The sequence below is a fragment of the Mesorhizobium sp. C399B genome (genome assembly GCF_030323185.1).
Classification (GTDB): Bacteria; Pseudomonadota; Alphaproteobacteria; order Rhizobiales; family Rhizobiaceae; genus Mesorhizobium.
In genome coordinates, this window is record NZ_CP100472.1 from 874,036 (window position 1) to 900,397 (window position 26,362).

Below are 26,362 nucleotides of genomic sequence, written 5' to 3' on the forward strand. Positions count from 1 at the left end.
CCCTACCCTCTCCCCGTGAAGAACGGGGAGAGGGAGGCGTCAGCGCCGGAGCTTCTCCCTTCTCCCCGTCACTACACGGGGAGAAGGTGCCGGAAGGCGGATGAGGGGCGGCGCGACATGTCAAAAAAACAGCCCACGCCAAAATGGCTTACAATCGTCGGCATCGGCGAGGACGGTTTAGCGGGTCTCGGCGACGAGGCCAAGCGGCTGATCGCCGAGGCCGAATTCGTCTTCGGCGGCAAGCGGCATCTGGCGCTGGTGGCTTCGCTCATTAAGGGCGAGGCGCGCGCCTGGCCGGTTCCCTTCGATTCCGGCATGGCAGACGTGCTGGCGCTGGCCGGCCGGCAGGTCTGCGTGCTCGCCTCCGGCGATCCGTTCTTCCATGGTGTCGGCGCTACGCTTGCCCGCAAGGTGAAGCCTGGGCAAATGCATGTCATCCCCGCGCCGTCAGCGACTTCGCTGGCCGCCGCACGGCTCGGCTGGGCGTTGCAGGACATCGAGACCGTCTCGCTGCATGGCCGCCCACTCGACCTGATCCGGCCGCTGCTGCAGCCCAGGGCGCGCATCCTGGCGCTGACATCGGACGGCGACGCACCAGCGACAATAGCGCGCCTGCTCGTAGAGCTCGACTTCGGCGGTTCGCGGCTGACCGTTCTGGAAGCGCTGGGCGGACCGAACGAGAATCTTCGCTCGGCACGTGCCGACGCTTTCGATCTCAGAGACATCAATCCGCTCAACGTGCTGGCGCTTGAGCTTGAATCGACACAAGAGGCCCGCATCCTGCCGCTGACCGTTGGCCGCGCCGACCATCTGTTCGAGCACGACGGCCAGATCACCAAGCACGACATCCGCGCCATCACGCTTGCGGCGCTGGCGCCGAGGCGTGGCGAATTGCTGTGGGACATCGGCGCCGGTTCCGGCTCCATCGGCATCGAATGGATGCTCGCTCACCCCTCGATGCGCGCCATCGCCATCGAGGCCAACAGCGACCGCGCCGCCCGCATCGTCCGCAACGCCGCGCATTGCGGCGTGCCCGGTCTTGTCGTGGTGGAAGGGTCGGCGCCCAAGGCGCTTGCCGGGTTGGCCATACCGGACGCGATCTTCATTGGCGGTGGTGGTAGCGATACCGGCGTGCTGAACGCCGCCATCAAGGCGCTGCCATCCCGTGGCCGTCTCGTTGCCAATGCGGTGACGCTGGAGATGGAGGCGCTGCTTCTCGCGGAGCACATCAAGCGCGGCGGCGACCTTACCCGCATCACCATTTCCCGCGCTTCTCCTGTCGGTTCGATGCAGGCCTGGCGCCCGGCCATGCCGGTCACCCAGTGGAGCTGGGTGAAGCCATGATGGTGGCGGGCATCGGCAGCCGGAAGGGCGTGAGCATCGAAGACGTGCTCGCGGCGATCGAAACCGCCCTCGAAGCGCACGGGCTGGCGATAACGGCGCTGTCGGCCTTGGCGACCGCCGCGCTCAAGAAAGACGAAGAAGCGATCTCTGCCGCTGGCCGCACGCTCAACCTTCCCGTCATCATCGTTGATGACGCAGCACTTCAGGCCGTCTCGTCGGAGGCACTCAGCAAATCCGATCTCTCGCAAGACCTCGCCGGCACACCCTCCGTCTCAGAAGCCTCCGCCCTTGCCGTTGCCGGCCCCGGTGCAAAGCTGCTTGGTCCACGCACCGTGCTCGGCCCGGTCACCTGCGCCATCGCCATCAGCGGAGACGCGCCATGACCGTGCATTTCATCGGCGCCGGTCCCGGTGCCGCCGACCTCATGACACTGCGCGGCGCCAAGCTGCTGGCAAGCTGCCCGGTCTGTCTGCATGCCGGCTCGATCGTCGCGCCGGAATTGCTGCAACACTGCGCACCGGGGACCAAACTGATCGATACGGCGCCGATGTCACTCGACGAAATCGAGGTCGAATATGTGACAGCCCACCAGGCCGGCCACGATGTCGCCCGCCTGCATTCCGGCGACCTCTCGGTGTGGAGCGCCGTGGCCGAGCAGATCCGCCGGCTGGAAAAGCATGGTATCCCCTATACGCTGACGCCGGGCGTTCCCTCCTTCGCCGCCGCTGCCGCCGCGCTTCGCCGCGAACTGACCATTCCCGAGGTGGCGCAAAGCCTGGTGCTGACCCGTGTCTCCGGCCGCGCGTCCAAAATGCCGCCCGGCGAAACGCTGGCCGGGTTCGGTCGCACCGGTGCGACGCTCGCCATTCATCTCGCCATCCACGCCATCGACCGAGTCGTCGCCGAATTGTCGCCGCATTATGGCGGCGATTGCCCGGTGGCGATCGTCTTTCGCGCTTCATGGCCGGACGAGCGCGTGCTGACCGGCACGCTCGCCACGATCGAGGCACTGCTCGCCGCCGACCCGATGGAGCGCACGGCGATCATCTTCGTCGGCCGCTCGCTGGCAGCGGAAGGTTTTGGCGAGAGTTCATTGTACGACGCCCACTATCAGCGGCGTTTCCGGGGACGGGACGGATTGTGAGCGGTAAAAGCGAAAACACCACGCTCGAACAGGCGCTTGCACGGCTGAACTTCAAGCCCCGTGCGCTTGAGCCGGGCCATGTCTGGCTGGCCGGCGCCGGCCCCGGCGATCCCGGCTGCCTGACGCTGGAAGTGCTGGCGGCTTTAGCCGAGGCAGATGCGCTGGTCTACGACGCGCTGGTCTCGCCCGACGTCGTCGCTGTCGCGGAAAAGGCCGAACTGTTCTTTGCGGGAAAGCGCGGCGGCAAGCCGTCGATGAAGCAGGACGACATCACCGCTCTGCTGGTGCGGCTGGCGCGCGATGGCCGCCGCGTCATCCGGCTGAAGGGTGGCGATCCCTATATTTTCGGCCGTGGCGGCGAAGAGGCGCTGGCGCTGGCGCGCGAAAAAATCCCGTTCCGCGTCCTGCCCGGCCTGACATCGGGGCTGAGCGCGCTGGCCGCCACCGGCATTCCCGCAACCATGCGCGGCATCAACAAGGCGATCATCCTGGCGACAGGTCATGCCGCCGGCACAGATGACGATCTCGACTGGGGCGCGATCGCCCGCACCGGCCAGCCGGTGGTCATCTATATGGGCATGGCCAATCTGCCTGTTATCGCCGCGTCGCTGCTCGAAGGCGGGCTGGCGCCGTCGACGCCGGCGGCTGTCATCGTTTCGGCGACGACACCGCAGGAGCGGACCGTCGTCGCGACACTCGCCACCATTTCCGAAGCGGCCGCCGCGGCGGAATTGGCCTCGCCGGCCCTCATTGTCGTCGGCGGCATCGTCGCCATGCGCGCAGCACTGGCGGGTAACGCATGACCCGCGCCATCATCATCGGCGCGCCGCGTTCCGGCTCCGGCAAGACCAGCGTCACCATCGGCATTTTGCGCGCGCTCGCCCGGCGCGGCATCAAGGTGCGCGGCGCCAAGTCCGGCCCCGACTATATCGATCCGGGTTTTCATACCGCCGCCACTGGCCTGTCCGGCGTCAACCTGGACAGCTGGGCGATGTCGCCTGACCTGCTCAACGCGTTGGCCGGCAATGCCACCGAGGACGCCGATTTTATCTTCCTCGAAAGCGCCATGGGCCTGTTCGACGGCATCCCGGCCGGACAAGGCCGCTCCGGCTCGGCCGCCGATCTGGCGCGGCTCTACCACCTGCCGGTGCTTTTGGTGCTCGACGTCTCGGGACAGTCGACGACGGCGGCCGCCGTCGCGAAGGGTTTTGCCACCTACGACCCAGATGTGCGCATGGCCGGAATCGTGCTCAACCGTCTCGGCAGCGAGCGCCACCGCAAGCTGTGCAGCGAGGCGATCGAAACGCTCGGCCTGCCGGTCGTCGGCGCCATCCTGCGCGATCCCACGCTCAATTTGTTGGAGCGCCATCTCGGCCTCGTCCAGGCCGGCGAATATGCCGACCTGATGACGCATCTCGACCGCCTCGCCGACATGGTCGAGAAATCCCTCGATCTTGACGCCATCATGGCGCTGGCCGCGCCGTTTTCGCCGGCATCAGGCAGTTTCGAACATGCCTTGCAGCCGCCCGGCCAACGAATCGCGCTCGCCGAAGACGCCGCCTTCACCTTCCTCTATCCGCACGTCGCCGGCCACTGGCGTCAGGCCGGCGCCGAGATCGTTCCGTTCTCGCCGCTCGCCGACGAAGCACCGGCGCAGAATTGCGATGTCTGCTGGCTGCCCGGCGGCTATCCCGAGCTTCACGCCGGCAGCCTCGCCGCGGCAACCAATTTTCGAGCTGGCATGGCCAGGTTTGCCGAGACCAAGCCGATCCATGGTGAGTGCGGTGGCTTCATGGTGCTGGGCGAAGCGCTGGAGGACGCGGCCCGCGAGACGCACGCCATGCTTGGCCTGCTCGGCCATTCCACCAGCTTTGCCAAGCGCAAGATGAACCTCGGCTACCGCGAGGCACGCCTGCGCGCCGCCTGTCCGCTGGGGCCGCAAGGCGCGCTGATCCGCGGCCATGAATTCCACTATGCGCAGATGATCGCCACCGGCAATGACGAGCCGCTGGCCGACCTAGCCGATGGCCAGGGCAATCCGCTCGGCGCCTCCGGCTATCGCCGCGGCCTTGTCAGCGGCACCTTCTTCCACGCCATTGCGAGGAGTGCATGACCGCCGTGCCCTCACCCCGGCAAGCGCTCGACGACGTCGCGCTTTGCCTCGTCTTCTTCACCCGGCTGCCGCTGCCGGTCTTCGACTTTCGTGGCCGCAGCCTGGCCGATGCGATCTGGGCGGCGCCTGCCGCCGGCCTCGCGGTCGCTTTGGTCGGCGCCGTCGTCTACGCCATCGGGGTAAAGCTCGGTCTCGCCGCTGGGCCGGCGGCCGCACTTGCGCTTGCAGCAACCCTGCTCGCCACCGGCTGCCTGCATGAGGATGGGCTGTCGGATGTCGCAGATGGCTTTGGCGGCGGCAAGACGCGCGATAAAAAACTCGAGATCATGCGCGACAGCCGTATCGGCGCCTATGGAGCTTCGGCGCTTGGCCTGTCGATGCTCATTCGCTGGAGCGCGCTGTCGCAACTGGCGAATCCGACAAGCGTGCTCTTCGCGCTGATCGCCGCCCACGCCGCATCGCGCGGCCTGCTCGGCGCGTTCATGCATCTGGCGCCGGCGGCGCGCAGTGACGGCCTGTCTGCCGGCGCCGGGACCGTCTCGGCCCAGACAGCTGTTCTCGGCGCCGTGCTCGGCGCCATCCCGCTTCTGACCCTGGGGCTCGGCGGCGCCTTTGCCGCACTGATCCTGCTCGCTCTCGTGTTCAGCGCCTTGCGCGCGCTCTGCCTCAACCAGATTGGCGGCCACACCGGCGACACGATCGGCGCCCTGCAGCAGCTGGGCGAGATCACTGTCCTGCTCGTCGCTTCCGTTTCCCTGTCCTGATTCTTCCCCGGAGATTCCTTCCCCATGCCATTCAAATCATTCGACGAACTGCGCGCCGCCTGTCTCGATCTGCCTGCCGGCAGCGATACCGCCGCCAACGCCGTCGCCCGCCGCCAGGACACGCTGACCAAGCCGCAAGGCAGCCTGGGCCGGCTGGAAACTCTCGCCGCCTGGCTGGCGCGCTGGCAGGGTCGCGACATGCCGAAACTCGACCGCGTCAAAGTCTTCGTGTTCGCCGGCAACCACGGTGTGACGGCGCAAGGCGTGTCGGCCTTCCCGTCGGAAGTGACGCTGCAGATGGTGGCGAATTTTGCCGGCGGCGGCGCCGCCATCAACCAGCTTGCCCGCATCGCCGGCGCGGAACTCGACGTCATCCCGCTCGATCTCGATCATCCGACAGGCGACTTCACTGACGTGCCGGCAATGGACGAAAAAACCTACCTCGCCGCCGTCTCGGCTGGCTATGACGCGGTGACGAACGACCTCGACCTCGTCTGTTTCGGCGAGATGGGCATCGGCAACACCACGCCGGCGGCCGCCATTTCGACCGCCCTGTTCGGCGGTGGCGCTGAAAAATGGACCGGGCGCGGCACCGGCGTCGACGATGCCGGCCTGAAGCGCAAGGTCACCGCCATAGAATCCGGCCTCAAGCGCCATGCCGACGCGCTGTCCGACCCGCTGAAGATCGCCGCCGCCCTTGGCGGCCGCGAACTCGCCGCCATCTTCGGCGCCACGCTCGCCGCCCGCCGCAAGAACGTCCCGGTGCTGCTCGACGGCTTCGTCTGCACGGCAGCGGCAGCGCCCCTGGCGCGACTGCACCCGTCTGGCCTCGCCCACACCATCGCCGCCCATGTCTCGGCCGAATCCGGCCACCGCCGCCTGCTCGAAGCGCTCGGCCTGCCGCCGCTGCTCGACCTCGGCATGCGGCTGGGCGAAGGCTCCGGCGCCTGCCTCGCCGTCAACATCGTCCGCTCGGCACTGGAATGCCATGCGAGGATGGCGAGTTTTGCCGAGGCTGGCGTGTCAGAGAAGTAGCTAGAGCGATTTGACGGGAGGGCGCCGGCCCGAACCTTCACTGACCATCGTCGGGCCGATCACTGGCATTCCGGGCTGGTGGCTCGAACAGCACGGCCGCTGAAAGATTCCGCACCTGGGGGTTGGCCCGCTGCTTCTGTGGTGGGCTCTTTTTACTGGCACTATTCGCCGCCGTTGCCGACAAAATGTGATTGACGTAACGGTGACCAGGCGCAATCATTGCGGATTGTGCAGGGTGAGGGCGTTTTCAATGAAACTCGTTGTCTTTGGCGTAGCAATAGTATTGGCCGCTACCGGAGCAGCTGTTGCGAAAGAGAAGAAAAAGGTGGCCACCGCTCAGGCTACAACCTCGTGTTCTACAGCTCATAAGAAGGCTGGCAGCAAGCCGACCGCGAAACCGGATTGCAAATCGACAGGCACCGTGGTTGCGCGACCGTCAAATAGGGCCGAAAACTTCCTGGATCATTATAATCCGCGCTTAGGGTATGACACCAGTCCGTGGTTTCAAACTGGCTTTAATTGATGGCGGCTTCGGCTTCCGGGCTTTTCTTAATCCAGCGCGGCCTTCACTCCTTCGCCAAATAGCGCACCGGCTTACCGGCCGCCGAGTTTAAGGCAAACCTGCCCCATGATTGAGGCATGTCGAGGCGCGTCAACGCGTCCGGCATTCCAAGGTCTTCCACCAACTCTTCTAGAAATTTGGTGGGTGCGCACAGGATTGAACTGTGGACCCGCTGATTAAGAGTCAGCTGCTCTACCAACTGAGCTACGCACCCACTCGACCGGTAAAAACCGGCGTTGGCGGGCATATAGCCGCCGATACCGGTCCTGTCCAGCCCTGCCGGAATCATTTCCCGACAAATCGCTGAACTGCCGCAGGCGGTCACACGAACAGCTTTCCTTCCGCCACCTTGACGGCATGGCCGCCGATGCGCGCGGACGCCAATTTTCCGCCTTCGACAGTGAGTTCCAAGCGGATACGTGACGGGCGGCCCATCTCCAGCCCCTGCTCGATCCACAGCTGCGAAATGCAGTCGGTGGGCGCATCGAAATGCATGATGGCGCCGGCAAAGGCCGCCGCCGCCGACCCGGTCGCCGGGTCCTCATAGGAGGGAGTACCCGGCACGATCATGCGGACATGGAAGGCGCTGTCATGGTTCACCGTCTGGCGGCAATAGACGTACGGGCTGGCGAAGGCCCATTCGCTCTTGCGCGGCGCCAGTTCCGACCAGGCCTGGTTGTCGAGCTTGATCCGGCCGGCAGCCTCCAGATTGGAGACCGGAATGCTGACGTAAGGCACGCCTGCCGACCAGAACGACACCAGGTGATTCTCGAAGCCGATCTCGTGCGGCGCCAGCCCGAGGGCGGCGCCGATCGCCTCCGGGTCGGCATCGAGCTTCAGCGGCTCCGGCAGCTTCGCCAGGTCGAACTCGGCAAAGGTGGCGCCATCGTGCCGGCTGACGGCGCAGCGCACCGGGCCGATATTCTCCTCCAGCACGAAGATGCCGGCTTCGCCCTCGCCTGTCAGTTCGGCCAGCGCGATCGCGGCGCCAACTGTCGGATGTCCGGCGAACGGCATCTCATAGTCGGGCGTGAAAATGCGGATGCGGTTGCGATGTTTTGGATTGTCCGGCGGCAGCACGAAGACCGATTCGGACAGGTTGAACTCGCGCGCAATGGCCTGCATGGCGGCTGTATCCAGCCCTTGGCTGTCGAGCACGACAGCCAGCGGATTGCCGGCCAGCCGCTCCGTCGTAAACACATCGTAGAGCAAGTAATTGCGGGTCTGCATCTTGAAAAACCTTCCGCCTCAATCCGAACATGGCCGAAATTTAATTTGATATTCGAACCACCAAGCCTGATCTGTGCACAACTAGGGACATTACGCTTTCATAGGGGTCCGGCGTGGACCAGCTTGTCAATCTGCCAAAGACGGAATCGGATTCCGCCATCGAGGCGGCGCTCGGGCTTGATCAGAGCGGCGTGCGCAAGACGCGCCGCCGGGGCTGGCTTTACGCGCTGCTGGCGCTGATCGCACTTGCCGCCGGGTTGGCTGGCTACCAGTGGTTTGCCGGCTCCCCGGCCAAGATCGACTACACCACCACGCCGGCTACCATTGCCGACCTCACCGTCGCGGTTTCGGCGACCGGCACGCTGCAGCCCCTCACCCAGGTCGACATTTCAAGCGAGCTGTCCGGCATCATCCGCTCGGTCTCGGCCGAAGAGAACCAGCAGGTCAAGAAGGGCGACGTGCTGGCGACGCTCGACACGGTGAAACTCGAGGTCCAGATCGAACGCGCCGAAGCCTCGGCCAAGGCCGCTGCCGCCAATGTCGAGGACGCCACGGTAACCCTGAAGGAGAACGAAAGCGCCCTCACCCGCGCGGCCGAACTGACCAGGCGTGGCATGGCGACCGATCAGTCGCTCGAGGCGGCGACTGCCACGCGCGACCGCTCCAAGGCGGCGCTCGATAGTGCGCAGGCCAATCTCGCCATCGCCCAGGCCGATCTCAGGGCGCAGCAGACCGACCTTGCCAAGAGCACCATCTATGCGCCGATTGACGGCATCGTCTTGACGCGTTCCGTCGACCCCGGCCAGACGGTCGCCTCCTCGCTGCAGGCGCCGGTTCTGTTCATCATCGCCGCCGATTTGAGGAACATGGAATTGGTGGCGGCGGTCGACGAGGCCGATATCGGCGCGGTCAAACCAGGCCAGCATGCACGCTTCACCGTCGATGCCTTTCCGGAGCGGCCGTTCGACGCCGAGATCCGCGACATCTCCTACGCCTCGGTCACCACCGACGGCGTCGTCACCTACAATGCACGGTTGGAAGTCGACAATAACGAGCTTTTGCTGCGGCCCGGCATGACCGCCACGGTTTCGGTCGTCACCAGGCAGGCCAAGAGCGTGCTCACCGTGCCGTCCACCGCTTTCCGCTACCGCCCGGCGCAGCAGGCCGCGCGCGCGTGGAGCCTCAGCGATCTGTTCACCGGCCGCATGGGCCGTGGCGGCAACCGCCGCCAGCCGGTGAAGGCGCCCACCGACGGCTCACGCACGCTCTATGTGCTGGAGAACGGCCGGCCGCATCCGGTCAACGTCAAGATCGGCTCCACCGACGGCGAACTGACCGAGATCACCTCCGGGCTGGACGAAGGTGCAGAGGTTATCACGGCCTCGCAGCTGCGGAGCTGACGCCATGGCCGCGGGCCTCATCGGTTTCGACACGGTCTGGAAGAGCTATGGCCAGGGCGAAGCCAAGGTCCATGCGCTGGCCGGCGTCGACCTCGCCATCCAGCGTGGCGAATTCGTCGCCATCATGGGCCCGTCCGGTTCGGGCAAATCGACCGCGATGAACATCATCGGTTGCCTCGACACGCCGACGGCCGGAACCTACTCCTTCATGGGCATCGATGCTGGCCGGCTCGACCGCAACCGCCGGGCGCTGCTGCGCAATCTCTATATCGGCTTCGTCTTCCAGGGCTACAATCTGTTGCCGCGCACCACGGCGGCGGAAAATGTCGAGCTGCCGCTGATCTATCGCGGCGCGCCGGCCCGCGAGCGCCGCGATCTTGCCATGCAGGCGCTGGCGGAGGTCGGCCTGGTCGGGCGCGAACATCACACGCCGGCCGAACTCTCCGGCGGCCAGCAGCAGCGCGTGGCGATCGCGCGCGCCATCGTCACCAGGCCGACGCTGCTCGTCGCCGACGAGCCGACCGGCAATCTCGACACCGCCCGCACGCATGAGATCATGGAGTTGTTGACGCGGCTGAACCGGGAGCTCGGCTTGACCATCGCCATGGTCACCCACGAGGCCGATGTCGCCGATTATGCCGAGCGCACCATCCGCTTCCTCGACGGCCACGTCGCGTCCGACACGGTCAAGTCGGAGTTGGCGTCATGATCTGGGAAACCGTCCGCCTCTCTCTGCGCTCCATCCGCCGCAATGTGCTGCGCTCGTTCCTGACGCTGCTCGGCATCGTCATCGGTGTCGCCGCCGTCATCGCCATGCTGACCATCGGTTCGGGCACCACGGCCAAGGTCAAGTCGGACATCGCCAAGCTCGGCTCGAACCTGCTCGTCGTCCGTTCCGGCCGCCCGGCAGGCACCGGCGGACCAGGCGGGCTCGACCAGGCGGTACGGCCTCTGGCCGACAAGGATGTAGCCGCCCTCGTAGCCCACCTGACCGGAGCGCGCGCCATTGCGCCGGCGTCGCAGAAACAAGTCCGCGTCATTTTCGGCACCGAGAGCCTGACCTCGGGCGTCACCGGCACCGACAGCGCCTATCTCGACGCCCGCGACTGGAAGCTGGTGTCGGGCCGCCCGTTCTCTGATTCGGAAACACGCTCCGGCACCGGCGTCTGCCTGATCGGCGAAACGGTGCGCCAGCAATTCTTCGGCGCCGGCGAACCCGAGGGCGAGATCATCCGCGTCAACCGCACCTCGTGCAAGATCATCGGCCTGCTCGAACCCAAGGGCTATACCGGCTTCGGCCAGGACCAGGACAATGTCGTCTTGATGCCGCTTGCCGCCTATCAGCGCCGCATCGCCGGCAACCGCGACATCGACAACATCTACGTCGCCGCCGACGACCGCACCCCGACCACCGAATTGCAGCCGCGAGTCGAGGACATTTTGCGCGACACCCGCCGCATCACGCCGGACCGCGAAGACGATTTCTCGATCCGCGACATGACCCAGATCGCCGACGCCATGGCCAGCGCCACCACCACCATGACCGGCATGCTGGGCGCCGTCGCGGGCGTCAGCCTGCTGGTCGGCGGCATCGGGATCATGAACATCATGCTGGTCTCGGTCACTGAGCGCACCCGCGAGATCGGCATCAGGCTCGCCATCGGCGCGCATGAAAAGCACATCCTCATCCAGTTCCTGGTCGAGGCGACGGTGCTGTCGCTGCTCGGCGGCATTATCGGCATCCTGATCGGCCTGGCGCTGGCCGGCCTCGCCTCGGCAACGCTGGCCATACCGTTTGCGCCGAGCCCGGCGGTCATCTTGCTCGCCGTCGGTTTTTCGGCGCTGATCGGCATGGTGTTCGGCTTCTTCCCGGCGCTCCGCGGCGCCAGGCTCGACCCGATCGACGCGCTGCGCCACGAATAAGCGCCAGATCAGCTCCACCGCAACCAACCGCTATCCACAAGGATGGGTGCTTGTCGACATCGGCAATACTTGTTGTCGTCCGGTCTGCGATGCTAATTTTAGAGCAAAGCATCTGGTCAAGGAGTGGCAATGAGCAAGAAGGCGCGGCTGATTCTGACGATGGTGATCATCGAAGGCGCCCTTGCGGGACTTTGGTGGTATCTCGCCCGCTACGGCATGGCCAATCCCGATCGTGCCACCGCCGATTTTCAGGCAGTCGTCGGCCAGACGATGGGCATGGTCATGGGTGGATTGCTGGGCATCGGCGTCATCCTGTTCCTCGTCGCCGCCCGCAACGACCGCAAGGCGGCGCAGAACAATCCGCGCCGTTAGCCCCCGCCACCGCCAAAATGCCACTCGACCAGCGGCTTCATATGCGGTGCCAGCCCTTCCGGCAGGTCGGCGGCGTGGCGGATGATCACCGGCCCCTCGATCTCCGGCTCGGTCTCGGTCGCGACGAAGGCGCCGATGCGCCGCGCAATCTCGTCGGCCGGCGCATCGACGTGGTAGCGGCGGAAGAGGACCGTGCCGGTCGAAGTCGACAGCGCATGGTAGCGCTTGCCGCGCGCAGCGCCTGTCAGGTCAAGCCCGGTCTCCTCGCGCACTTCACGGATCATGTTGAAATCGACATCGACGCGGCCATCGCGAAAATCGATCGGCTCGAACGAGCCGGCAGCGAAGTAGACACTGCCGGCCGGGACCGTGTGCGCGCCCATGCGGATCGCCACCAGGGCGTTGTCGCCGGCGACCAGCATGGCGTGGCCATAGGCATGCTCGGCGCCCGTCCCCTGCCGGTTCTTTCGCCACAGCAGGAAGGTCGAGTACTTCACCGCGTGACAACGCCCGACGATCCGGTTGTCGCGCCAGGCGAGCGCCGAGAGCAGCACCACCGTGCCGTCGAACAGCGCCGGATTGGCCGTAACCTCACGCCGCCAGTTGTCAGTTATCGCCTGCGCGTTGTCGCGCTCGAACGGATGCGGGCCGGGGTCGAGCCGGACGTCGATTTCGTCGACGGGCAGGATGACGTTGCGCGGCAGGTCGAAGCTCACCGCGCTCAAGCCATGTCCAGGCTAATTGCGACGGGACAATGGTCCGACGCCTTCGGCCGGTCCCAGCCGGCGCGCGGAAAGCGCTCCACCGCCTGTCCGGCCGGAAAGATGGTGCGCCAGGGCTGGCCGTTGCGGATGATGTCGGGAGCCGCCGTCGCATTCTTCGCCGCCAGCCCTTTCGACAGCAGGATGTAGTCGAGCTGGCACAGATGCCGCTCTTTCGGCCCGCGCGTGTGGTAGAAACTCCAGCGGTCCATCTCCGGCCGCCGCTCGACGACATTCTCGCAAAAGCCGCCGGCGGTGAGCACATCGATACAGGACTGGCTCTCGTCGATCACCTGGAAGCGGTAGCCGTCGACGGCGTCGCCCTCGATCTTCACCCGCTGGCGGTAGTCGTTCATGTCGCCGCAGATCGCCCAGTTTTTATCGGCTGCGTGCTCTTTGCCGAAGCGCTCCTCGATGATGCGGCGCACGGCTTGCGCCTCGGCGATGCGCACCGGCATCGTCGCCTCGCGTCCGTCGAGCCCGTTGCGCGGCGAGCCCATCGATTTGAAATGGACGAGGTAAAGCGTCAGCGGCACGCCGCCGACCTTGATGTCGACCTCCAGGCAATCGCGCCGGAAGATGCGTTCATTGGCCAGGTTGCCGAGCGCCTCGAGTTCAGGCGTGTGCAATCCGAACTGCTCGAACGTGACATAGGCATGGCTGGTCATGCGCACGAATTCGATCGGCTGACCTTGCGCTGTCTCGTTGCGCATCATCAGGGCAACGTCGATGCCGCGCGAATCATTGCCGGCGGTGGTGTATTTCTGCCGGTAACCCTCGCCCACCATCTTGAAGAGATAGCCATACTCGAACGCCTTCAGCGCCTCGATGTTGTCAACCTCCTGCATGCAGATGATGTCGGCGCGGGTGGCGGCGATGGCGAGCGCGGTCAACTGGCGCGTATCGTCGGACTGTGCGATGGCGCGCGCCTGCTCCAGCATCCGGTATTCGGCTTCGCTCTGGATGTCGAAAAGCGCCAGCGTGCGGTCTTCGTTGAGCTGGTTGCGGAAGCCCGAGAAATCGAACCTGTTCATCAGGTTTTCGACATTGAAAGTGGCGAGGCGCAGCGACATGGGCTGACCTTTGCCTGCAAGCGCCCATGAAAACAAGGGCTGCTCGTCATGGCTGATGGAACCTTTCCGTTCATCCTCCGTTCAGACGCCAAGGTCCATCAATAGGCCACTTCCCTGGGGTATCCGGGCGTGGGGCCTGTATCACTTGGAGAGTGCAATGAGCTCGCTCTTTTCGTCCACAGTCAAATCCGGGCTGTTAGCGCTCGGTCTTTTCTCGGGTCTCACGGCGCCATCCGCCGCGGGCCCGATCCTGCAGCCGGACTTGTCGGTGCCGGCAAGCACCGCATTGTCTGACATCACACCGGTTCGCGACAGCTGGGCGGGCGGCAATGACCGCCGCTCCTTCAACGATTGGCAGTGGCGCCGCCACGACGGCCGTCGCTTTGCCCGGTCAGGCAACTGGAACAACGGCAACTGGAATGGCGGCAACTGGAACGGCGGCGACAACTGGCGCTGGCGCCATCACCGCCACCATCGCGGCCGTGATTTTGACACCGGCGCCGCAGCAGTTCTCGGCCTCGGCCTGGGTCTCGGCCTCGGCAGCATCTACAACAACGGCTACTACAACAACGGCTATTACAATGACGGCTATTACGTGCAGCCGGCGCCCCGCCGCTATTACCGCACGCAGCGTCTGTCCAGCGCCCATGTCCAGTGGTGCTACGACCGCTATCGGTCCTACCGGGCCTGGGACAACACGTTCCAGCCCTATGGTGGCCCGCGCCAGCAATGCTGGTCGCCCTACAGCTGAACTATAAACGACAATACACGACGGCGCCGCCCCATCGCGGCGCCGTTTTCATTTGGGAAAGACGGCTGGTCTCGGTCACCGCTAACCATATGTTTATCGGCTCAGCCTATCCGTGATATCGTGCCCCATCTGACGATCGCGCCGATCCGGTCGCGAAGGACGTGCCGTCATGGCCGACAACGAATTGCGAAACAAACACCGGCAGCGCGTGCTGAAAGGCGCGACGATTCTGACCGGCCTCACCAATTCCGAGGTCAAGTGCACGGTGCGCAACATGCATGCCGGCGGCGCCGAGCTGAAAGTGTCTATAGACGCGCGCGTGCCGGACGAGTTCCTGCTCTATGTGCCGGTCGACGGCATCGGCTACAAGGCCATCGTGCGCTGGCGCCGCGACGACCGCATCGGCGTCGAGTTCACCGGCACCGAGCCGAAGCCGCATTGGCACTATGGCTGAGCGTCCTGATCGATAAACCGGCATGAAAGAGCCGGCGGATCGCTCCGCCGGCTCTTTGCTCCCAATCCCGACGACTGCGGGTTAGTTCTTGGCCTTGTCGACCAGCTTGTTCTTGGAAATCCAGGGCATCATGGCGCGCAGCTTGGCGCCGACTTCCTCGATCTGGTGGCTGTCATTGTTGCGGCGGATGCCCTTGAAGCGCGACATGCCGGCGCGGTATTCCTGCATCCACTCCGAGGTGAATTTTCCGGTCTGGATGTCCTTCAGCACGCGCTTCATCTCGGCCTTGGTCTCGGCGGTGATAATGCGCGGGCCAGAGACATATTCGCCCCATTCGGCCGTGTTCGAGATCGAGTAGTTCATGTTGGCGATGCCCCCTTCATAGATCAGGTCGACGATCAGCTTGACCTCGTGCAGGCACTCGAAATAGGCCATTTCGGGCGCATAGCCGGCTTCCACCAGCGTCTCAAAACCGGCGCGGATCAGTTCGACCAGGCCGCCGCAGAGCACGACCTGCTCGCCGAACAGATCGGTCTCGCATTCCTCGCGGAAATTGGTCTCGATGATGCCCGAACGGCCGCCGCCGACGCCGCAGGCGTAGGACAGAGCGAGATCGAGCGCGTTGCCGGAAGCATCCTGGTTGACGGCGACCAGGCACGGCACGCCGCCGCCCTTCTGGTATTCGCCGCGCACCGTGTGGCCGGGGCCTTTCGGCGCGATCATGACGACATCGACGGTCGACTTCGGCTCGATCAGGCCGAAATGCACATTGAGGCCGTGTGCGAAGGCGATCGCGGCGCCGTCACGAATGTTCGGCGCGATTTCGTTTTTGTAGATGTCGGCCTGCAGCTCGTCAGGCGTCGCCATCATCATCAAATCGGCCCATTTGGCAGCGTCCGCCACGCTCATCACCTTGAGCCCGTCGGCCTCGACCTTCTTGGCGGTCGCCGATCCAGCCTTGAGCCCGATGGCGATTTCCTTGGCGCCCGAATCCTTGAGGTTGAGCGCGTGCGCCCGGCCCTGGCTGCCATAGCCGATTATGGCGACCTTCTTGCCCTTGATCAGATTGAGATCGGCGTCGCGATCGTAATAGACACGCATCTTTTGCTTCCTTCCCGTAGAGATTAGAGGCCTTGCGGCCCGGTTTTTGCTCCATAAAGAGCGAGAAACTGCTGCGTTGCCCGGACGGCATCGCCGCCGATCGCCGCTTCAGTCAATTCCAGCCTGTCGCCGAGCAGGAGACGGATCTGCACGTCGCGGGCGACCAGCCCGAAAAAGGTCCGGAACGCCATTTCGGCATCCGTAAAGTCGAGCAGCCCGGCATGCTTGCCGGCAAGCAGCACCGGCTTCAGGCGTCTGGCCAGCGCGAAACGGCCATTCTCCAGCACGATGGCGCCGAGATCGTCCTTTCCGGATCCGGCATGGCCGACCGCGACGCGGTTCAGCGCGATCGAGGTATCGCTCGAAATCACCTTTAGCCAGTCCGAGGCGAAGCCTTCCAGGCTTGCCGTCAGCGAGGCAAGATCGAGCCGCTCACCGTCGACCGGCACCACGCGCACTTTCGATGCCTGCCACTGCACGGTCGCCGTCAGCAGTCCGTCGCGGTCGCCGAACCATTTGTAGAGCGTTTCCTTGGAGCAGCTGGCGCGGCGCGCCACCGCCGTCATGGTCAGATTGTCGCCCTCCTCGACCAGCAGCCGCAAAGCCGCGTCCAGGACGACCTTTTGCCGCTCTGTCAGCACTTCGCTGGTATCGATCTCGGCCCTTGCCTGCAACAATTTCCTGCCCATTCGATGAGGTCGCCGGGCCGCCTCAAACTGCGTACCGTACGTTACGGTTCGGCATATTGCGCAATCCTATGCTCGACGCAAGGGGTCAGGTAGAAAAATCGTCGACGTGAGAGCCGCCGAGCAACCACGAGATTCTGACGGATCAATCATCGGCGGGCGGATGGCGCAGCTCTCCAAGCAGGCTCGCCAGTATCTTCAGCTCCTCCGCGGAGAGTTTTGCGCCGACCAATTCCGCAATCGACCGTCCATAGACAGCCCACATCCGTCGCCTGGTCTCACGGCCCTTGGCCGAGATGCGGATGGTTTGGCCGCGGCCGTCGTCGGCAACCCTGAGTTTCTCGACCAGTCCTTCGGCCTCGAGCCGCGCCAGAAGCCGCGAGATATTATACTGCGCAAACAGAGTGCGCTCGGTCAGCTGAAATGGCCGCAGCCCGCCCTCACCCGCCTCGGCGAGTTCATGCAGCACGTCATACCAGTCGAGCGGCGGCAAGCCGCTAGTCTTCAAAGCCTCTTCCGCCTTTTCGATGAGCTGGCGCGAAACCCGCATCAGGCGGGCCCAGGCCTTGACGGCTTCGGGCGAAGGCGTGGTTGTTTTGGCCATGACCCATTCTAGGCGATAGATGCAGTTGCATCAAGCTTGACGGTCAATGCACTTGCATCTATATGCATGCAACTGCATCGATCCGGGAAAGATCCATGAAACACGAAATTTGCAAAGTCGCCGACGTCCCACAGACGGGCAGCCTGATCGCGCCATTCTTCGGCCGCGAGGTCCATATTTGGCGCAGCGGTGAGCGCATCCGCGCCGCCGCCAATGTCTGCCTGCATTTCGGCGGGCCGCTCGACTGCAGGGACGGCAAGCTGGTCTGCCAATGGCACGGCGCCGCCTTCGACATGACATCAGGCGACCGGATCGAAGGTCCGGCGCCAAAAGCGTCGCGACTGATGTTCCTGTCGACGCGCGTCGAGGACGGCGCGTTGAACTATGTCTGGGGAGAGTGACATGCCTGAGAAGAATGAAATGACTGAGAAGAATGAAATGACTGGCAAGCTCATTCTCGTCAGCCATCATCTATGCCCCTATGTGCAGCGCGCGGCGATCTCGCTGGCCGAGAAGGGCGTACCGTTCGAGCGTGTCACCATCGACCTCGCCAACAGGCCGGACTGGTTCAAGGCGATTTCGCCGCTGGGCAAGGTGCCGCTGCTGATCGTCCACGCAAATGGCGAGGAGACGGTGATCTTCGAATCTGCCGTTATTCTCGAATTCCTCGAGGAGACGCAAGCCAATCCTCTGCATCCGTCCGACGCCTACGCCCGTGCCCGGCATCGCGCCTGGATCGAGTTCGGCTCAGCGACATTGAACGCCATCGGCCGGTTCTACTCGGCATCGACGGAGGCCGCCTTCCTGGCAGAGTCCACGGCACTTTCGGCCATGTTCGATCGTCTGGAGGACGAACTGGCCGACCAGACCGGACCGTGGTTCAACGGCGAGCGCTTTTGCCTCGTCGACGCCGTCTACGGCCCGGTCTTCCGCTATCTCGACGCCTTCGACGGGATCGGCAATTTCGGCATTCTGGACGGCAAGCCATTGGTCCAGGCCTGGCGCAAGGCGTTAAGCGAACGCGCCTCGATCAAGGGTGCCGTGGCGCCGGACTATCCGCAGCGGCTGCGTCTATTCCTGCGTGCGAGAAATTCGTTTCTCTCGACCCTGATCCCGCCGGATGATCTGGCCAGTGCACCTCCTCTAGCCCGATCCGCCTGAACGGATCGATCAGCGTGCCGGCCACCATCGAGGCAAGCACGCTTGGCACTGGCGGCACCTTTGCGATGGTCGCCACCAGCCTGTCGCGGAAGAAGGGCAGCATCGTGCCGTCCGACTGGTAGAACGGCGTCAACGCCAGCGACAGCAGTTGGAAGATCCGGACGTGCCATCGCCGCGCCCGGGCGTAGCTTTCCAGCGCTGCCTCGACGTTGCCCGTCTGTGCCAAGGCATGGCTGAGCGCTGCCGCGTCGAGCAGCGCCATGTTGGCGCCTTGCCCGAGCTGCGGGCTGGTCGAATGCGCGGCGTCGCCGATCACCGCCAGCCGGCGGCCGGCCGGCAGCTTCATCGTGTGATGGCCGTAGCGCGCCAGCGACAGCTGGTCGAAGCTGTCGATCTGGCTGGTGAACGCCTCGCACTGTGGCCACAGCGAGACCAGTCTCGCCTTCCAGGCGTCGAGCCCTGCCGCGCGCACGTTTTCGGCATCCGCCGGCTTCAGGCTCCAGAAGAACGCCGCCATCTTTTCCCCGCCCGGTTCCGGTCGGCCGATCGGCAGGACGCCGATCATCACGCTGGCCTTGTCGTAGCGCTGCAGCAGCGCATTTTCGTCGAAGCCTTGGCGCCAGCCGAGCGAGGCCCAGAACGCGCCGTAAGTGAGCTGCCGCGGCTGGGCCGGATCGTTGAGGCACCGGCGCAGCTTCGAACGCGAGCCGCTGGCGTCGACCACGAGGTCGAACGGCCCTGCCCTGCGGCCCCCCACCGTTCGGCTCTTGTCGAAGATCAGGATCGCCCGCTCACCGACGTCCAGCGTCTCGATCTCGACACCGGTTTCCATGGCGATGCCTTGGCGCTGCGCGGCGCGGAACAACACGTTGAACAGCGCCGCCCGGTGCACCGCCAGCCCGAAGCGGCCGCCAGGCTGCGCGTCGTAGCGCACGGCGAGCACGGTGCGGCCGGTCGAGGCATCGGCGCCATGCAGACGCTCGATGCGGCTGCCGAGCGCCAGAATGTCGTCGAGCAGGCCGAGATCGGCAACCACGCTCAGCCCGGTCGGCTGCAGGATCAGTCCGGAGCCGACGGGCTTGGGCTCCTCGAAACGTTCGAAGATGGTGACGTTATGGCCCGCACGCTTGAGAAAGAGCGCGGTGGCGAGCCCTGCCGGGCCGGCGCCCGCAATCGCGATGTCTAGAGATTTTTCCATTGCCCGCCCAACCACTGGCGGGACAATCCTTCAGCGCCATTGTCAAATCAAGCCGCTGCTGCATGGACCAAAATATCAGCCACCGGCGTCGAAGGCAGCGCGCGCCTTGCGCACCGCACCATGGTTGAGTTCGGCCCACAGGATCAATTGATGCAAGGCGCCGAACATCGAACGGCCGAGATCGGTCAGGCTGTATTCGACGCTTGGCGGCTTGGTCGGGAACACTTCGCGATGAACAAAGCCGTCGCGCTGCAGATCGTGGAGCGTCTGGGTGAGCATGCGCTGCGAGATGTCGGGCACCAGGCGCCGCAACTCGCCGAAACGATAGGGCTGCTCGGCGAGCGCCGCCATCAGCAGCGAACTCCATTTGCCGTTCACGCCCTGCATCACGTCGCGAACCGGGCAATCGGCAATGTTTGCGCCATCGCTGGTGGCTTTGAATATATTGAGCTTGGTTCTCAGATTGACGACCTTGCCGTCCATGGCTGCTGGTTCCCTGGCGGTGCCTACCTCCCTAAAAACTGCCTTCTTTACGGTGGCCGGTCAATTCTTATTTTAGTGCTGGTCTCTTTTTGAGACTGTCAGAAGCACCCGCCACCCGGCGCAATTTCAGGATCCCCCATGACCGCAACCCTTCTCGTCACCGGCGCTTCCGGCCAGCTTGGCCGCGGCGTCATCAACCACCTGCTGGACACATTAAAGGTCCCCGCAAACCGCATCATCGCCGCCACCCGTACACCCGCCAACCTTGCCGATCTGGCGGCGCGCGGCGTCCTCGTCAGAGCCGCTGACTTCAACGACCCGCAATCGCTTGCCGAGGCCTTCGCGGGAGCCGACCGGGCACTCGTCATCTCGACCAACGAACTCGAGGTACAGGGGAAGCGGCGCGAGCAGCAGCTTGCGGCGGTGACGGCGGCCAAACAGGCTGGCGTCGGCCACCTGCTGTACACCTCGATGCCCAACCCCGAGCCTGGTTCGCCGGTTGTTTTCGCGCCCGACCACTACGACACCGAACAGGCGGTCAAGGCGAGCGGCATCCCCTACACGATCTTCCGCAATGGCTGGTATAACGAGAACCTGTTCATGGCGTTGCCGCAGGTTCTGGCATCGGGTCAGTGGTACACCTCCGCCGGCGACGGCGCCATTTCCTACGGCACGCGTGACGATTTCGCGGCGGCGATCGCAGCGGGGCTCGCCTCGGACAGCAGCGAAAGCGAGACTTACACGCTGACCGGCCCCAGTGCGTATACGGCTGCCGAAGTGGCGGCGTTGGTCACCGAGGTCACCAGCAAGCCGATCAAGGTCATCCAGCTTTCCGACGAAGCCCTGACCGAGGGAATGAAGTCGGCCGGCCTGCCTGAACCCTTCGCAAAGGTGCTGGTGTCGTTCGACGCTGCCGCCCGCGCAGGTGACCTCGGCATGGTGACCGACGCGGTCGAAAAACTCTCCGGCCGAAAGTCGGTGCCGCTGAAGCAGTTTCTGGAGACGAACAAGGCTGCACTGGCCGGCTGAAAGCTGCCGTTGCGGGACGCCGAGCCCTTACGATTCGGCCTCCTGCACAATTACTTACGTCGCTTGACCAGTCCCAGCCGGATCAGGCTTTCGCCCGTGGCAATCAAAGCATCTTCGCGCGAGCGTGGCGCCCAGCCGAGCACGCGCACCGCCTTGGCGTTGGTGGCGTTCTTGATCTTGCCCAGTTCCGTTGCGAGTTGTGCCGCTTCCGGATTGAACAGCCCGATGATGCGCACCAGCCAATCGGGAAACTCCCGCGTCGAGACGCGCGACGCCGCCGGCCCGAGCCGCGTCTTCAGGGTCTGCGCGATCTCGCGCACCGTCATGAAATCGCCGGCGACAGCGAGGAACCGTTCGCCCTTGGCGGCGGGGTGGGTCATGGCGCGAACATGCAGATCCGCCACGTCGCGCGCGTCGACGACGCCGAAGGACAGGCGCGGCAGCCCAGGCACGGCGCCGTTCAGCATGCGCTGGACAAATTCGGTCGAGGTCGAATGGTCCGCGCCGAGCACCGGTCCAAAGATGCCAACGGGATTGACGACCGCAAGCTCCAGCGCGCCGCCCTGCTCGGCGACGAAATCCCAGGCCGCGCGCTCGGCGAGCGTCTTGGACTTCACATAGGCGCTGACCTTGCCTGCCGGATCGGTCCAGTTTTCCTCGTTGAAAGGCTGCCCATCCGCGCGCATCTTGCCATAGCCGACGGCCGCGAAGGATGAGGTGAGCACGACGCGCCTGACCCCGGTATCCCGCGCCGCCCGCAGCACGCGCAACGCGCCCTCGCGCGCCGGAAGGATCAGGTCATCCTCATGCGTGGGCGCGCCGGGCGGAAAAGGTGATGCGACATGCAGCACGTAATCGCAGCCGGCCACCGCCGCCGGCCAGCCTGCGTCGACCATCAGATCGGCATGGGCGAATGAAAGGGCGTCACCGGGCTCCGTGCCACCTGCCTTGAGCATGGCGAGCACATCGGCTTCGCGCCTCGCCGATCGCACGGAGGTGCGGACGCGGTAGCCGGCCTTCAACAGTTCGAGGATGCAGTGAGCGCCGAGGAAGCCGGACCCGCCGGTGACCAGCACCAATTCGCCGCTCATATTAGCCTCCTCGACGATTTATCCGTTCGAGACCCTCAGATCGCCACCTGCGTGCCGATCTCGACCACACGTCCGGTCGGGATCTGGAAATACTCCGTCGCATCGGCCGCCGAGCGGGCGAGCCCGATGAACAGCTTGTCCTGCCACACCGGCATGCCGGAATTGGGCGATGCTTTGAGCGAGCGCCGCGACAGGAAGAACGACGTCGTCATGATGTCGAACTTCCAGCCCTGCTTGCGGCAGATCGCCAGCGCGCGCGGAATGTTGGGCTGCTCCATATAGCCGAAGGTCAGCGTCACCCGCATGAACAACTCGTTGACTGTCTCCATCTTGACCCGCTCGCTGTCGGGCACCAGCGGCTGCGGTGCGGTGACCACCGACAGAATGACGTTCTGCTCGTGCAGCACCTTGTAGTGCTTCAGGCTGTGCATCAGCGCTGTCGGCGCGCTTTGCGGATCGCTGGTCAGGAACACGGCGGTGCCGGACACCAGCTGCGGCTTCTTCTTCAGCAGATTGCCGGCGAGGAAATCGAGCGGGATTTCGTTGCGCCGGGTCTTGTCGAACAGATAGCGGCTGCCGCGCACCCAGGTCCACATCGCCAGAACGATGGTGAAGGCCACCGCAAGCGACGCCCAGCCGCCCTCGAACACCTTCACGATGTTGGAGGCAAAGAAGCCGATGTCGATGAACGCGAACACCGCCGTCATCGCCACCGCCACCCACAGGCGCCATTTCCAGATGCGCGTCATGACGACGAACAGCAGCACCGTCGTCACCAGCATGTTGCCGGTCACCGAGATGCCATAGGCGGAGGCCAGCTTGCTCGATTCGCCGAAACCGACGACCAGCAACATCACCGCCAACGCCAGCAAAACATTGACGCGCGGCATGTAGATCTGGCCCGACTGCCGTTCCGACGTGTGCAGGATTTCGAGGCGCGGCAGCATATTGAGCTGCACCGCCTGCCGGGTCAGCGAGAAGGCGCCGGAGATGACCGCCTGGCTGGCGATAACCGTCGCCGCGGTTGCCAATACCACCATCGGGATCAGCGTCCAGCCTTCGTTCATCTCGAAGAATGGATGGCCGACGTGACCGTTCTTCGCCAGCACGAAAGCGCCCTGCCCGGCATAGTTTAGCAGCAGGCAGGGAAACACGATCGCCAGCCAGGCGAGCACGATGGGCTTGCGGCCGAAATGGCCGAGATCGGCATAAAGCGCTTCGGCACCGGTGACGGCGAGGAAGATGGCGCCGACGGTGACGAAGGCGACATCGGGCGAATTGATCAGGAAGGCGACGATGTAGTGCGGGCTGATCGCCCACAGGATTTCGGGATCGGCGATGATGTGGTTCAAGCCCGAAAGACCGATAGCCAGGAACCAGACCGCCGTGATCGGCCCGAAGATCAGCGCCACACCGCCGGTCCCGAAGCGCTGCACCGAAAACAGGATCGCCAGGATGACCAGCGTCAGCGGCACGACGTAGGGCTGGAAGGTCGGGGTAACGACATTCATGCCTTCAACCGCCGAAAGCACCGAGATTGCCGGCGTGATGACGGCGTCACCGAAGAACAATGACGCGCCGACAATACCGATGGCCAGGATGATCGCCGAGCGGGTCGGGAAACTGCCGCGCGCCAGCGCCATCAGCGACAGCACGCCGCCCTCGCCTCGGTTGTCGGCTCTGAGCACGAACATGATGTATTTGATGGTGACGATAATCGTCAACGACCAGATGATCAGCGACAGCACGCCCAGAATATCGCCGCGCTCGGCGATTTCGCCGCCGGAGGACGCAACAAGCGCTTCCCGGAAGGCGTAGATCGGGCTGGTGCCGATGTCGCCATAGACCACACCGAGCGCGCCCAGCATCAGAACTTTGGTGCTGTGCTGTTCGATTTCGGGATGGCTCGATTGTTCGACGGGTTCTGCCTCAATACCAGCATTGGTAAGGGCCATGGACGACACTCCGATAAGCGCGCGGTGCTCTACGCTTGCTGCGATGCAATATCAAGTGCCGTGACGGTAGGGCTACCATGTTCCCAGTGCAGGGCTTGCCCCGCAATGACCGGTGCGTGGCGTCAAAGGCTGCCGGAAACCTTAGATCGCCACCTGCGTGCCGATCTCGACCACACGTCCGGTCGGGATCTGGAAATACTCCGTCGCATCGGCCGCCGAGCGGGCGAGCCCGATGAACAGCTTGTCCTGCCACACCGGCATGCCGGAATTGGGCGATGCCTTGAGCGAGCGCCGCGACAGGAAGAACGAAGTCGTCATGATGTCGAACTTCCAGCCCTGCTTGCGGCAGATCGCCAGCGCGCGCGGAATGTTGGGCTGCTCCATATAGCCGAAGGTCAGCGTCACCCGCATGAACAACTCGTTGACTGTCTCCATCTTGACCCGTTCGCTGTCGGGCACCAGCGGCTGCGGTGCGGTGACCACCGACAGAATGACGTTCTGCTCGTGCAGCACCTTGTAGTGCTTCAGGCTGTGCATCAGCGCTGTCGGCGCGCTTTGCGGATCGCTGGTCAGGAACACGGCGGTGCCGGACACCAGCTGCGGCTTCTTCTTCAACAGATTGCCGGCGAGGAAATCGAGCGGGATTTCGTTGCGCCGGGTCTTGTCGAACAGATAGCGGCTGCCGCGTATCCAGGTGGTCATGATCAGCCCCATGAGGCAGGCAACGGATATTGACACCCATCCGCCTTCCACGATCTTGACGACATTCGCCAGGAAGAAACCCATGTCGATGGTGCCGAACAGCAGCGCCAATGCGAGGGCGAGCCCAAGCTGCCATTTCCACAAATTGCGCATGACAACGAACAGCAGAATGGTTGTCATCAGCATCTCGCCGGTTACCGAAATTCCGTAAGCGGAAGCCAGCGAACTCGAGCTGCCGAAGCCGACAACCAGCAGCATCACTCCCACGGCTATGAGCAGGTTGACGCGCGGCATATAAATCTGGCCGCTCTGCATTTCGGACGTGTGCTGCACCTCGATGCGGGGCAGCAGGTTGAGTTGCACTGCCTGACGTGCCAGCGAAAAAGCACCCGAGATCACCGCCTGACTGGCGATCACGGTGGCGGCCGTTGCCAAGCCGACCATTGGCATCAGCGCCCAATCCGGCAACATCTCGAAGAATGGATTGGTCGGCCTGCCGCCATTCGCCAATACAAAGGCGCCCTGGCCGAAGTAGTTGAGCAGCAGGCAAGGAAACACCACGGAAAACCACGCGAGCACGATCGGCTTGCGCCCGAAATGTCCAAGGTCGACATAAAGCGCCTCGGCCCCCGTTACCGCCAGGAACACTGCACCAACGGTCACGAAAGCGGCGGTCGGCGTGCCGGCTAAGTAGGCGATCGCATAATACGGGTTGATCGCCAACAGCACCGAAGGATCATCCGTCAGGTGGTAGAGCCCGGAAACGCCGATGGCCAGGAACCATAGCGCCGTCACCGGCCCGAATACTGCCGCCACCTTCCCCGTGCCGAAGCGCTGCACGGAGAACAGAAATGCCAGGATGACCAAGGTGATCGGAACGACATAGGCCTCCAGCGTCGGTGTCACCACTTCCAGGCCCTCAACTGCCGACAGCACGGAAATGGCCGGAGTTATGATAGCGTCTCCGAAAAAAAGCGACGCCCCGCAAAGTCCGATGCCGAGGATAAGCTTGGCGCCTTTTGGATAGGCGCTGCGCGCCAGCGCCATCAGGGACAGCGTGCCGCCCTCGCCCTTGTTGTCGGCGCGAAGCACGAAAGCGACGTATTTTATGGTGACGATAATCGTCAGCGCCCAGACGATCAGCGACAGCACGCCCAGGACATCTATACGCGTGTCGGTACCAGGCGAAGCGTGAAGCGCCTCGCGGAAGGCATAGATCGGGCTGGTGCCGATATCGCCATAGACGACGCCAAGCGCGCCCAGCATCAGAACTTTGGTGCTGTGCTGTTCAGTTTGGGAGTGGTTCGGTTGTTCGACGGGTTCAGCCTCGCTACCGATGCTGGAAAGAGCCATCGACTACTCCCCGATCACCGCGCGGTGCGCCTTGCTTGCTGTCATGCGATATCACCTTCGACACGAGCCTACC

At 64.3% G+C, this 26,362-nt stretch carries 27 protein-coding genes, 1 tRNA gene and 1 pseudogene; 17 read left to right on the top strand and 12 right to left on the bottom strand.

The features are described from left to right. The first annotated feature begins 117 nt into the window (after positions 1 to 117). The 8 genes from NLY36_RS04250 to NLY36_RS04285 all read left to right on the top strand — a co-directional run bounded on the left by NLY36_RS04250 (position 118) and on the right by NLY36_RS04285 (position 6,923). Entirely contained in the window at positions 118 to 1,344 is a 1,227-nt protein-coding gene (locus NLY36_RS04250; RefSeq protein ID WP_023698344.1) for a bifunctional cobalt-precorrin-7 (C(5))-methyltransferase/cobalt-precorrin-6B (C(15))-methyltransferase, read from the top strand. Next, entirely contained in the window at positions 1,341 to 1,727 is a 387-nt protein-coding gene (locus tag NLY36_RS04255; protein ID WP_023698345.1) for a cobalamin biosynthesis protein, read from the top strand. The genes NLY36_RS04250 and NLY36_RS04255 overlap by 4 nt, the downstream gene beginning before the upstream one ends. Continuing rightward, on the top strand, positions 1,724 to 2,488 hold the full coding sequence (gene cobM, locus NLY36_RS04260; protein ID WP_023698346.1) for a precorrin-4 C(11)-methyltransferase: 765 nt from the start codon (positions 1,724 to 1,726) through the stop codon (positions 2,486 to 2,488). Before NLY36_RS04255 ends, cobM begins: the two co-directional genes overlap by 4 nt. Then, complete coding sequence (gene cobA, locus NLY36_RS04265) at positions 2,485 to 3,291, top strand: uroporphyrinogen-III C-methyltransferase (protein ID WP_023698347.1); 807 nt, start codon at positions 2,485 to 2,487, stop codon at positions 3,289 to 3,291. The genes cobM and cobA overlap by 4 nt, the downstream gene beginning before the upstream one ends. Further along, on the top strand, positions 3,288 to 4,601 hold the full coding sequence (locus NLY36_RS04270; RefSeq protein ID WP_023735925.1) for a cobyrinic acid a,c-diamide synthase CobB: 1,314 nt from the start codon (positions 3,288 to 3,290) through the stop codon (positions 4,599 to 4,601). Before cobA ends, NLY36_RS04270 begins: the two co-directional genes overlap by 4 nt. After that, entirely contained in the window at positions 4,598 to 5,365 is a 768-nt protein-coding gene (gene cobS / locus NLY36_RS04275; RefSeq protein ID WP_031249173.1) for an adenosylcobinamide-GDP ribazoletransferase, read from the top strand. Before NLY36_RS04270 ends, cobS begins: the two co-directional genes overlap by 4 nt. Positions 5,366 to 5,389: 24 nt before the next feature. Continuing rightward, complete coding sequence (cobT, locus tag NLY36_RS04280; RefSeq protein ID WP_023735926.1) at positions 5,390 to 6,400, top strand: nicotinate-nucleotide--dimethylbenzimidazole phosphoribosyltransferase; 1,011 nt, start codon at positions 5,390 to 5,392, stop codon at positions 6,398 to 6,400. A 250-nt stretch (positions 6,401 to 6,650) separates the two neighbouring features. Next, the gene (locus tag NLY36_RS04285; RefSeq protein WP_155922523.1) at positions 6,651 to 6,923 is read left to right on the top strand and encodes a hypothetical protein; all 273 of its coding nucleotides are present in this window, start codon (positions 6,651 to 6,653) and stop codon (positions 6,921 to 6,923) included. A 177-nt stretch (positions 6,924 to 7,100) separates the two neighbouring features. Here NLY36_RS04285 and NLY36_RS04290 read toward each other — a convergent pair. Next, a tRNA-Lys gene (locus NLY36_RS04290) sits at positions 7,101 to 7,176 on the bottom strand. Between the two features lie 107 nt (positions 7,177 to 7,283). Further along, complete coding sequence (locus NLY36_RS04295) at positions 7,284 to 8,192, bottom strand: PhzF family phenazine biosynthesis protein (protein ID WP_023735927.1); 909 nt, start codon at positions 8,190 to 8,192, stop codon at positions 7,284 to 7,286. A gap of 113 nt (positions 8,193 to 8,305) precedes the next feature. Here NLY36_RS04295 and NLY36_RS04300 point away from each other — a divergent pair, with 113 nt between their 5' ends. The 4 genes from NLY36_RS04300 (at position 8,306) to NLY36_RS04315 (ending at position 11,887) form a co-directional block, all read left to right on the top strand. Further along, positions 8,306 to 9,592: an efflux RND transporter periplasmic adaptor subunit gene (locus NLY36_RS04300; protein WP_023735928.1), complete on the top strand. Its 1,287-nt coding sequence runs from the start codon at positions 8,306 to 8,308 to the stop codon at positions 9,590 to 9,592. 4 nt (positions 9,593 to 9,596) lie between these two features. Next, complete coding sequence (locus tag NLY36_RS04305; RefSeq protein WP_023735929.1) at positions 9,597 to 10,301, top strand: ABC transporter ATP-binding protein; 705 nt, start codon at positions 9,597 to 9,599, stop codon at positions 10,299 to 10,301. Beyond that, entirely contained in the window at positions 10,298 to 11,515 is a 1,218-nt protein-coding gene (locus NLY36_RS04310) for an ABC transporter permease (protein ID WP_023685173.1), read from the top strand. The genes NLY36_RS04305 and NLY36_RS04310 overlap by 4 nt, the downstream gene beginning before the upstream one ends. Before the next feature lie 129 nt (positions 11,516 to 11,644). Next, positions 11,645 to 11,887 carry a hypothetical protein gene (locus NLY36_RS04315; RefSeq protein WP_023735930.1) on the top strand — a complete coding sequence of 81 codons (243 nt, stop codon included), beginning with the start codon at positions 11,645 to 11,647 and terminating at the stop codon, positions 11,885 to 11,887. Here NLY36_RS04315 and NLY36_RS04320 read toward each other — a convergent pair. Next, on the bottom strand, positions 11,884 to 12,603 hold the full coding sequence (locus tag NLY36_RS04320) for an NUDIX hydrolase (RefSeq protein ID WP_023668380.1): 720 nt from the start codon (positions 12,601 to 12,603) through the stop codon (positions 11,884 to 11,886). The genes NLY36_RS04315 and NLY36_RS04320 overlap by 4 nt on opposite strands. A gap of 5 nt (positions 12,604 to 12,608) precedes the next feature. Then, entirely contained in the window at positions 12,609 to 13,721 is a 1,113-nt protein-coding gene (locus tag NLY36_RS04325; RefSeq protein WP_023733827.1) for an endonuclease/exonuclease/phosphatase family protein, read from the bottom strand. A 157-nt stretch (positions 13,722 to 13,878) separates the two neighbouring features. On the opposite strand from NLY36_RS04325, the gene NLY36_RS04330 reads away from it, so the two are divergent. Then, positions 13,879 to 14,472: a BA14K family protein gene (locus NLY36_RS04330; RefSeq protein WP_023733828.1), complete on the top strand. Its 594-nt coding sequence runs from the start codon at positions 13,879 to 13,881 to the stop codon at positions 14,470 to 14,472. 169 nt (positions 14,473 to 14,641) lie between these two features. Beyond that, positions 14,642 to 14,926, top strand: coding sequence for a PilZ domain-containing protein (locus tag NLY36_RS04335; protein ID WP_023685169.1), 285 nt, complete (start codon positions 14,642 to 14,644; stop codon positions 14,924 to 14,926). Between the two features lie 81 nt (positions 14,927 to 15,007). Here the strand turns inward: NLY36_RS04335 and ilvC are convergent, their stop codons facing one another. From ilvC to NLY36_RS04350, 3 genes are all read right to left on the bottom strand, one after another. After that, entirely contained in the window at positions 15,008 to 16,027 is a 1,020-nt protein-coding gene (ilvC, locus tag NLY36_RS04340) for a ketol-acid reductoisomerase (RefSeq protein ID WP_013531065.1), read from the bottom strand. A gap of 23 nt (positions 16,028 to 16,050) precedes the next feature. Next, the gene (locus NLY36_RS04345) at positions 16,051 to 16,716 is read right to left on the bottom strand and encodes a TetR/AcrR family transcriptional regulator (protein WP_245260243.1); all 666 of its coding nucleotides are present in this window, start codon (positions 16,714 to 16,716) and stop codon (positions 16,051 to 16,053) included. A gap of 142 nt (positions 16,717 to 16,858) precedes the next feature. After that, positions 16,859 to 17,317, bottom strand: coding sequence for a MarR family winged helix-turn-helix transcriptional regulator (locus tag NLY36_RS04350; protein ID WP_023698360.1), 459 nt, complete (start codon positions 17,315 to 17,317; stop codon positions 16,859 to 16,861). 95 nt (positions 17,318 to 17,412) lie between these two features. Here NLY36_RS04350 and NLY36_RS04355 point away from each other — a divergent pair, with 95 nt between their 5' ends. Next, positions 17,413 to 17,718, top strand: coding sequence for a Rieske (2Fe-2S) protein (locus NLY36_RS04355; RefSeq protein WP_023735932.1), 306 nt, complete (start codon positions 17,413 to 17,415; stop codon positions 17,716 to 17,718). Position 17,719: 1 nt separating this feature from the next. Next, positions 17,720 to 18,454, top strand: a pseudogene (locus tag NLY36_RS04360) (glutathione S-transferase family protein); the annotation flags it as partial. On the opposite strand, the gene NLY36_RS04365 reads toward NLY36_RS04360, so the two are convergent. Together NLY36_RS04365 and NLY36_RS04370 are read right to left on the bottom strand one after the other, a co-directional pair. Continuing rightward, positions 18,348 to 19,676, bottom strand: coding sequence for an FAD-dependent oxidoreductase (locus tag NLY36_RS04365; protein WP_023735934.1), 1,329 nt, complete (start codon positions 19,674 to 19,676; stop codon positions 18,348 to 18,350). The pseudogene NLY36_RS04360 and the gene NLY36_RS04365 overlap by 107 nt on opposite strands. A 75-nt stretch (positions 19,677 to 19,751) precedes the next feature. Beyond that, positions 19,752 to 20,159, bottom strand: a complete 408-nt coding sequence (locus NLY36_RS04370) for a winged helix-turn-helix transcriptional regulator (RefSeq protein ID WP_023690335.1) — start codon at positions 20,157 to 20,159, stop codon at positions 19,752 to 19,754. Between the two features lie 138 nt (positions 20,160 to 20,297). Between NLY36_RS04370 and NLY36_RS04375 the strand changes: the two genes are divergently transcribed. Beyond that, positions 20,298 to 21,188 carry an SDR family oxidoreductase gene (locus NLY36_RS04375; protein WP_023735935.1) on the top strand — a complete coding sequence of 297 codons (891 nt, stop codon included), beginning with the start codon at positions 20,298 to 20,300 and terminating at the stop codon, positions 21,186 to 21,188. A gap of 50 nt (positions 21,189 to 21,238) precedes the next feature. Here NLY36_RS04375 and NLY36_RS04380 read toward each other — a convergent pair whose 3' ends face one another. The 3 genes from NLY36_RS04380 to NLY36_RS04390 form a co-directional block, all read right to left on the bottom strand. Beyond that, on the bottom strand, positions 21,239 to 22,279 hold the full coding sequence (locus NLY36_RS04380; RefSeq protein ID WP_023735936.1) for an SDR family oxidoreductase: 1,041 nt from the start codon (positions 22,277 to 22,279) through the stop codon (positions 21,239 to 21,241). Between the two features lie 35 nt (positions 22,280 to 22,314). Further along, positions 22,315 to 24,234 (bottom strand): potassium transporter Kup, encoded by a 1,920-nt coding sequence (locus NLY36_RS04385; protein WP_286461698.1) that lies wholly within the window; start codon positions 24,232 to 24,234, stop codon positions 22,315 to 22,317. 141 nt (positions 24,235 to 24,375) lie between these two features. Next, positions 24,376 to 26,289: a potassium transporter Kup gene (locus tag NLY36_RS04390; protein WP_286461699.1), complete on the bottom strand. Its 1,914-nt coding sequence runs from the start codon at positions 26,287 to 26,289 to the stop codon at positions 24,376 to 24,378. Between the last annotated feature and the right edge of the window lie 73 nt (positions 26,290 to 26,362).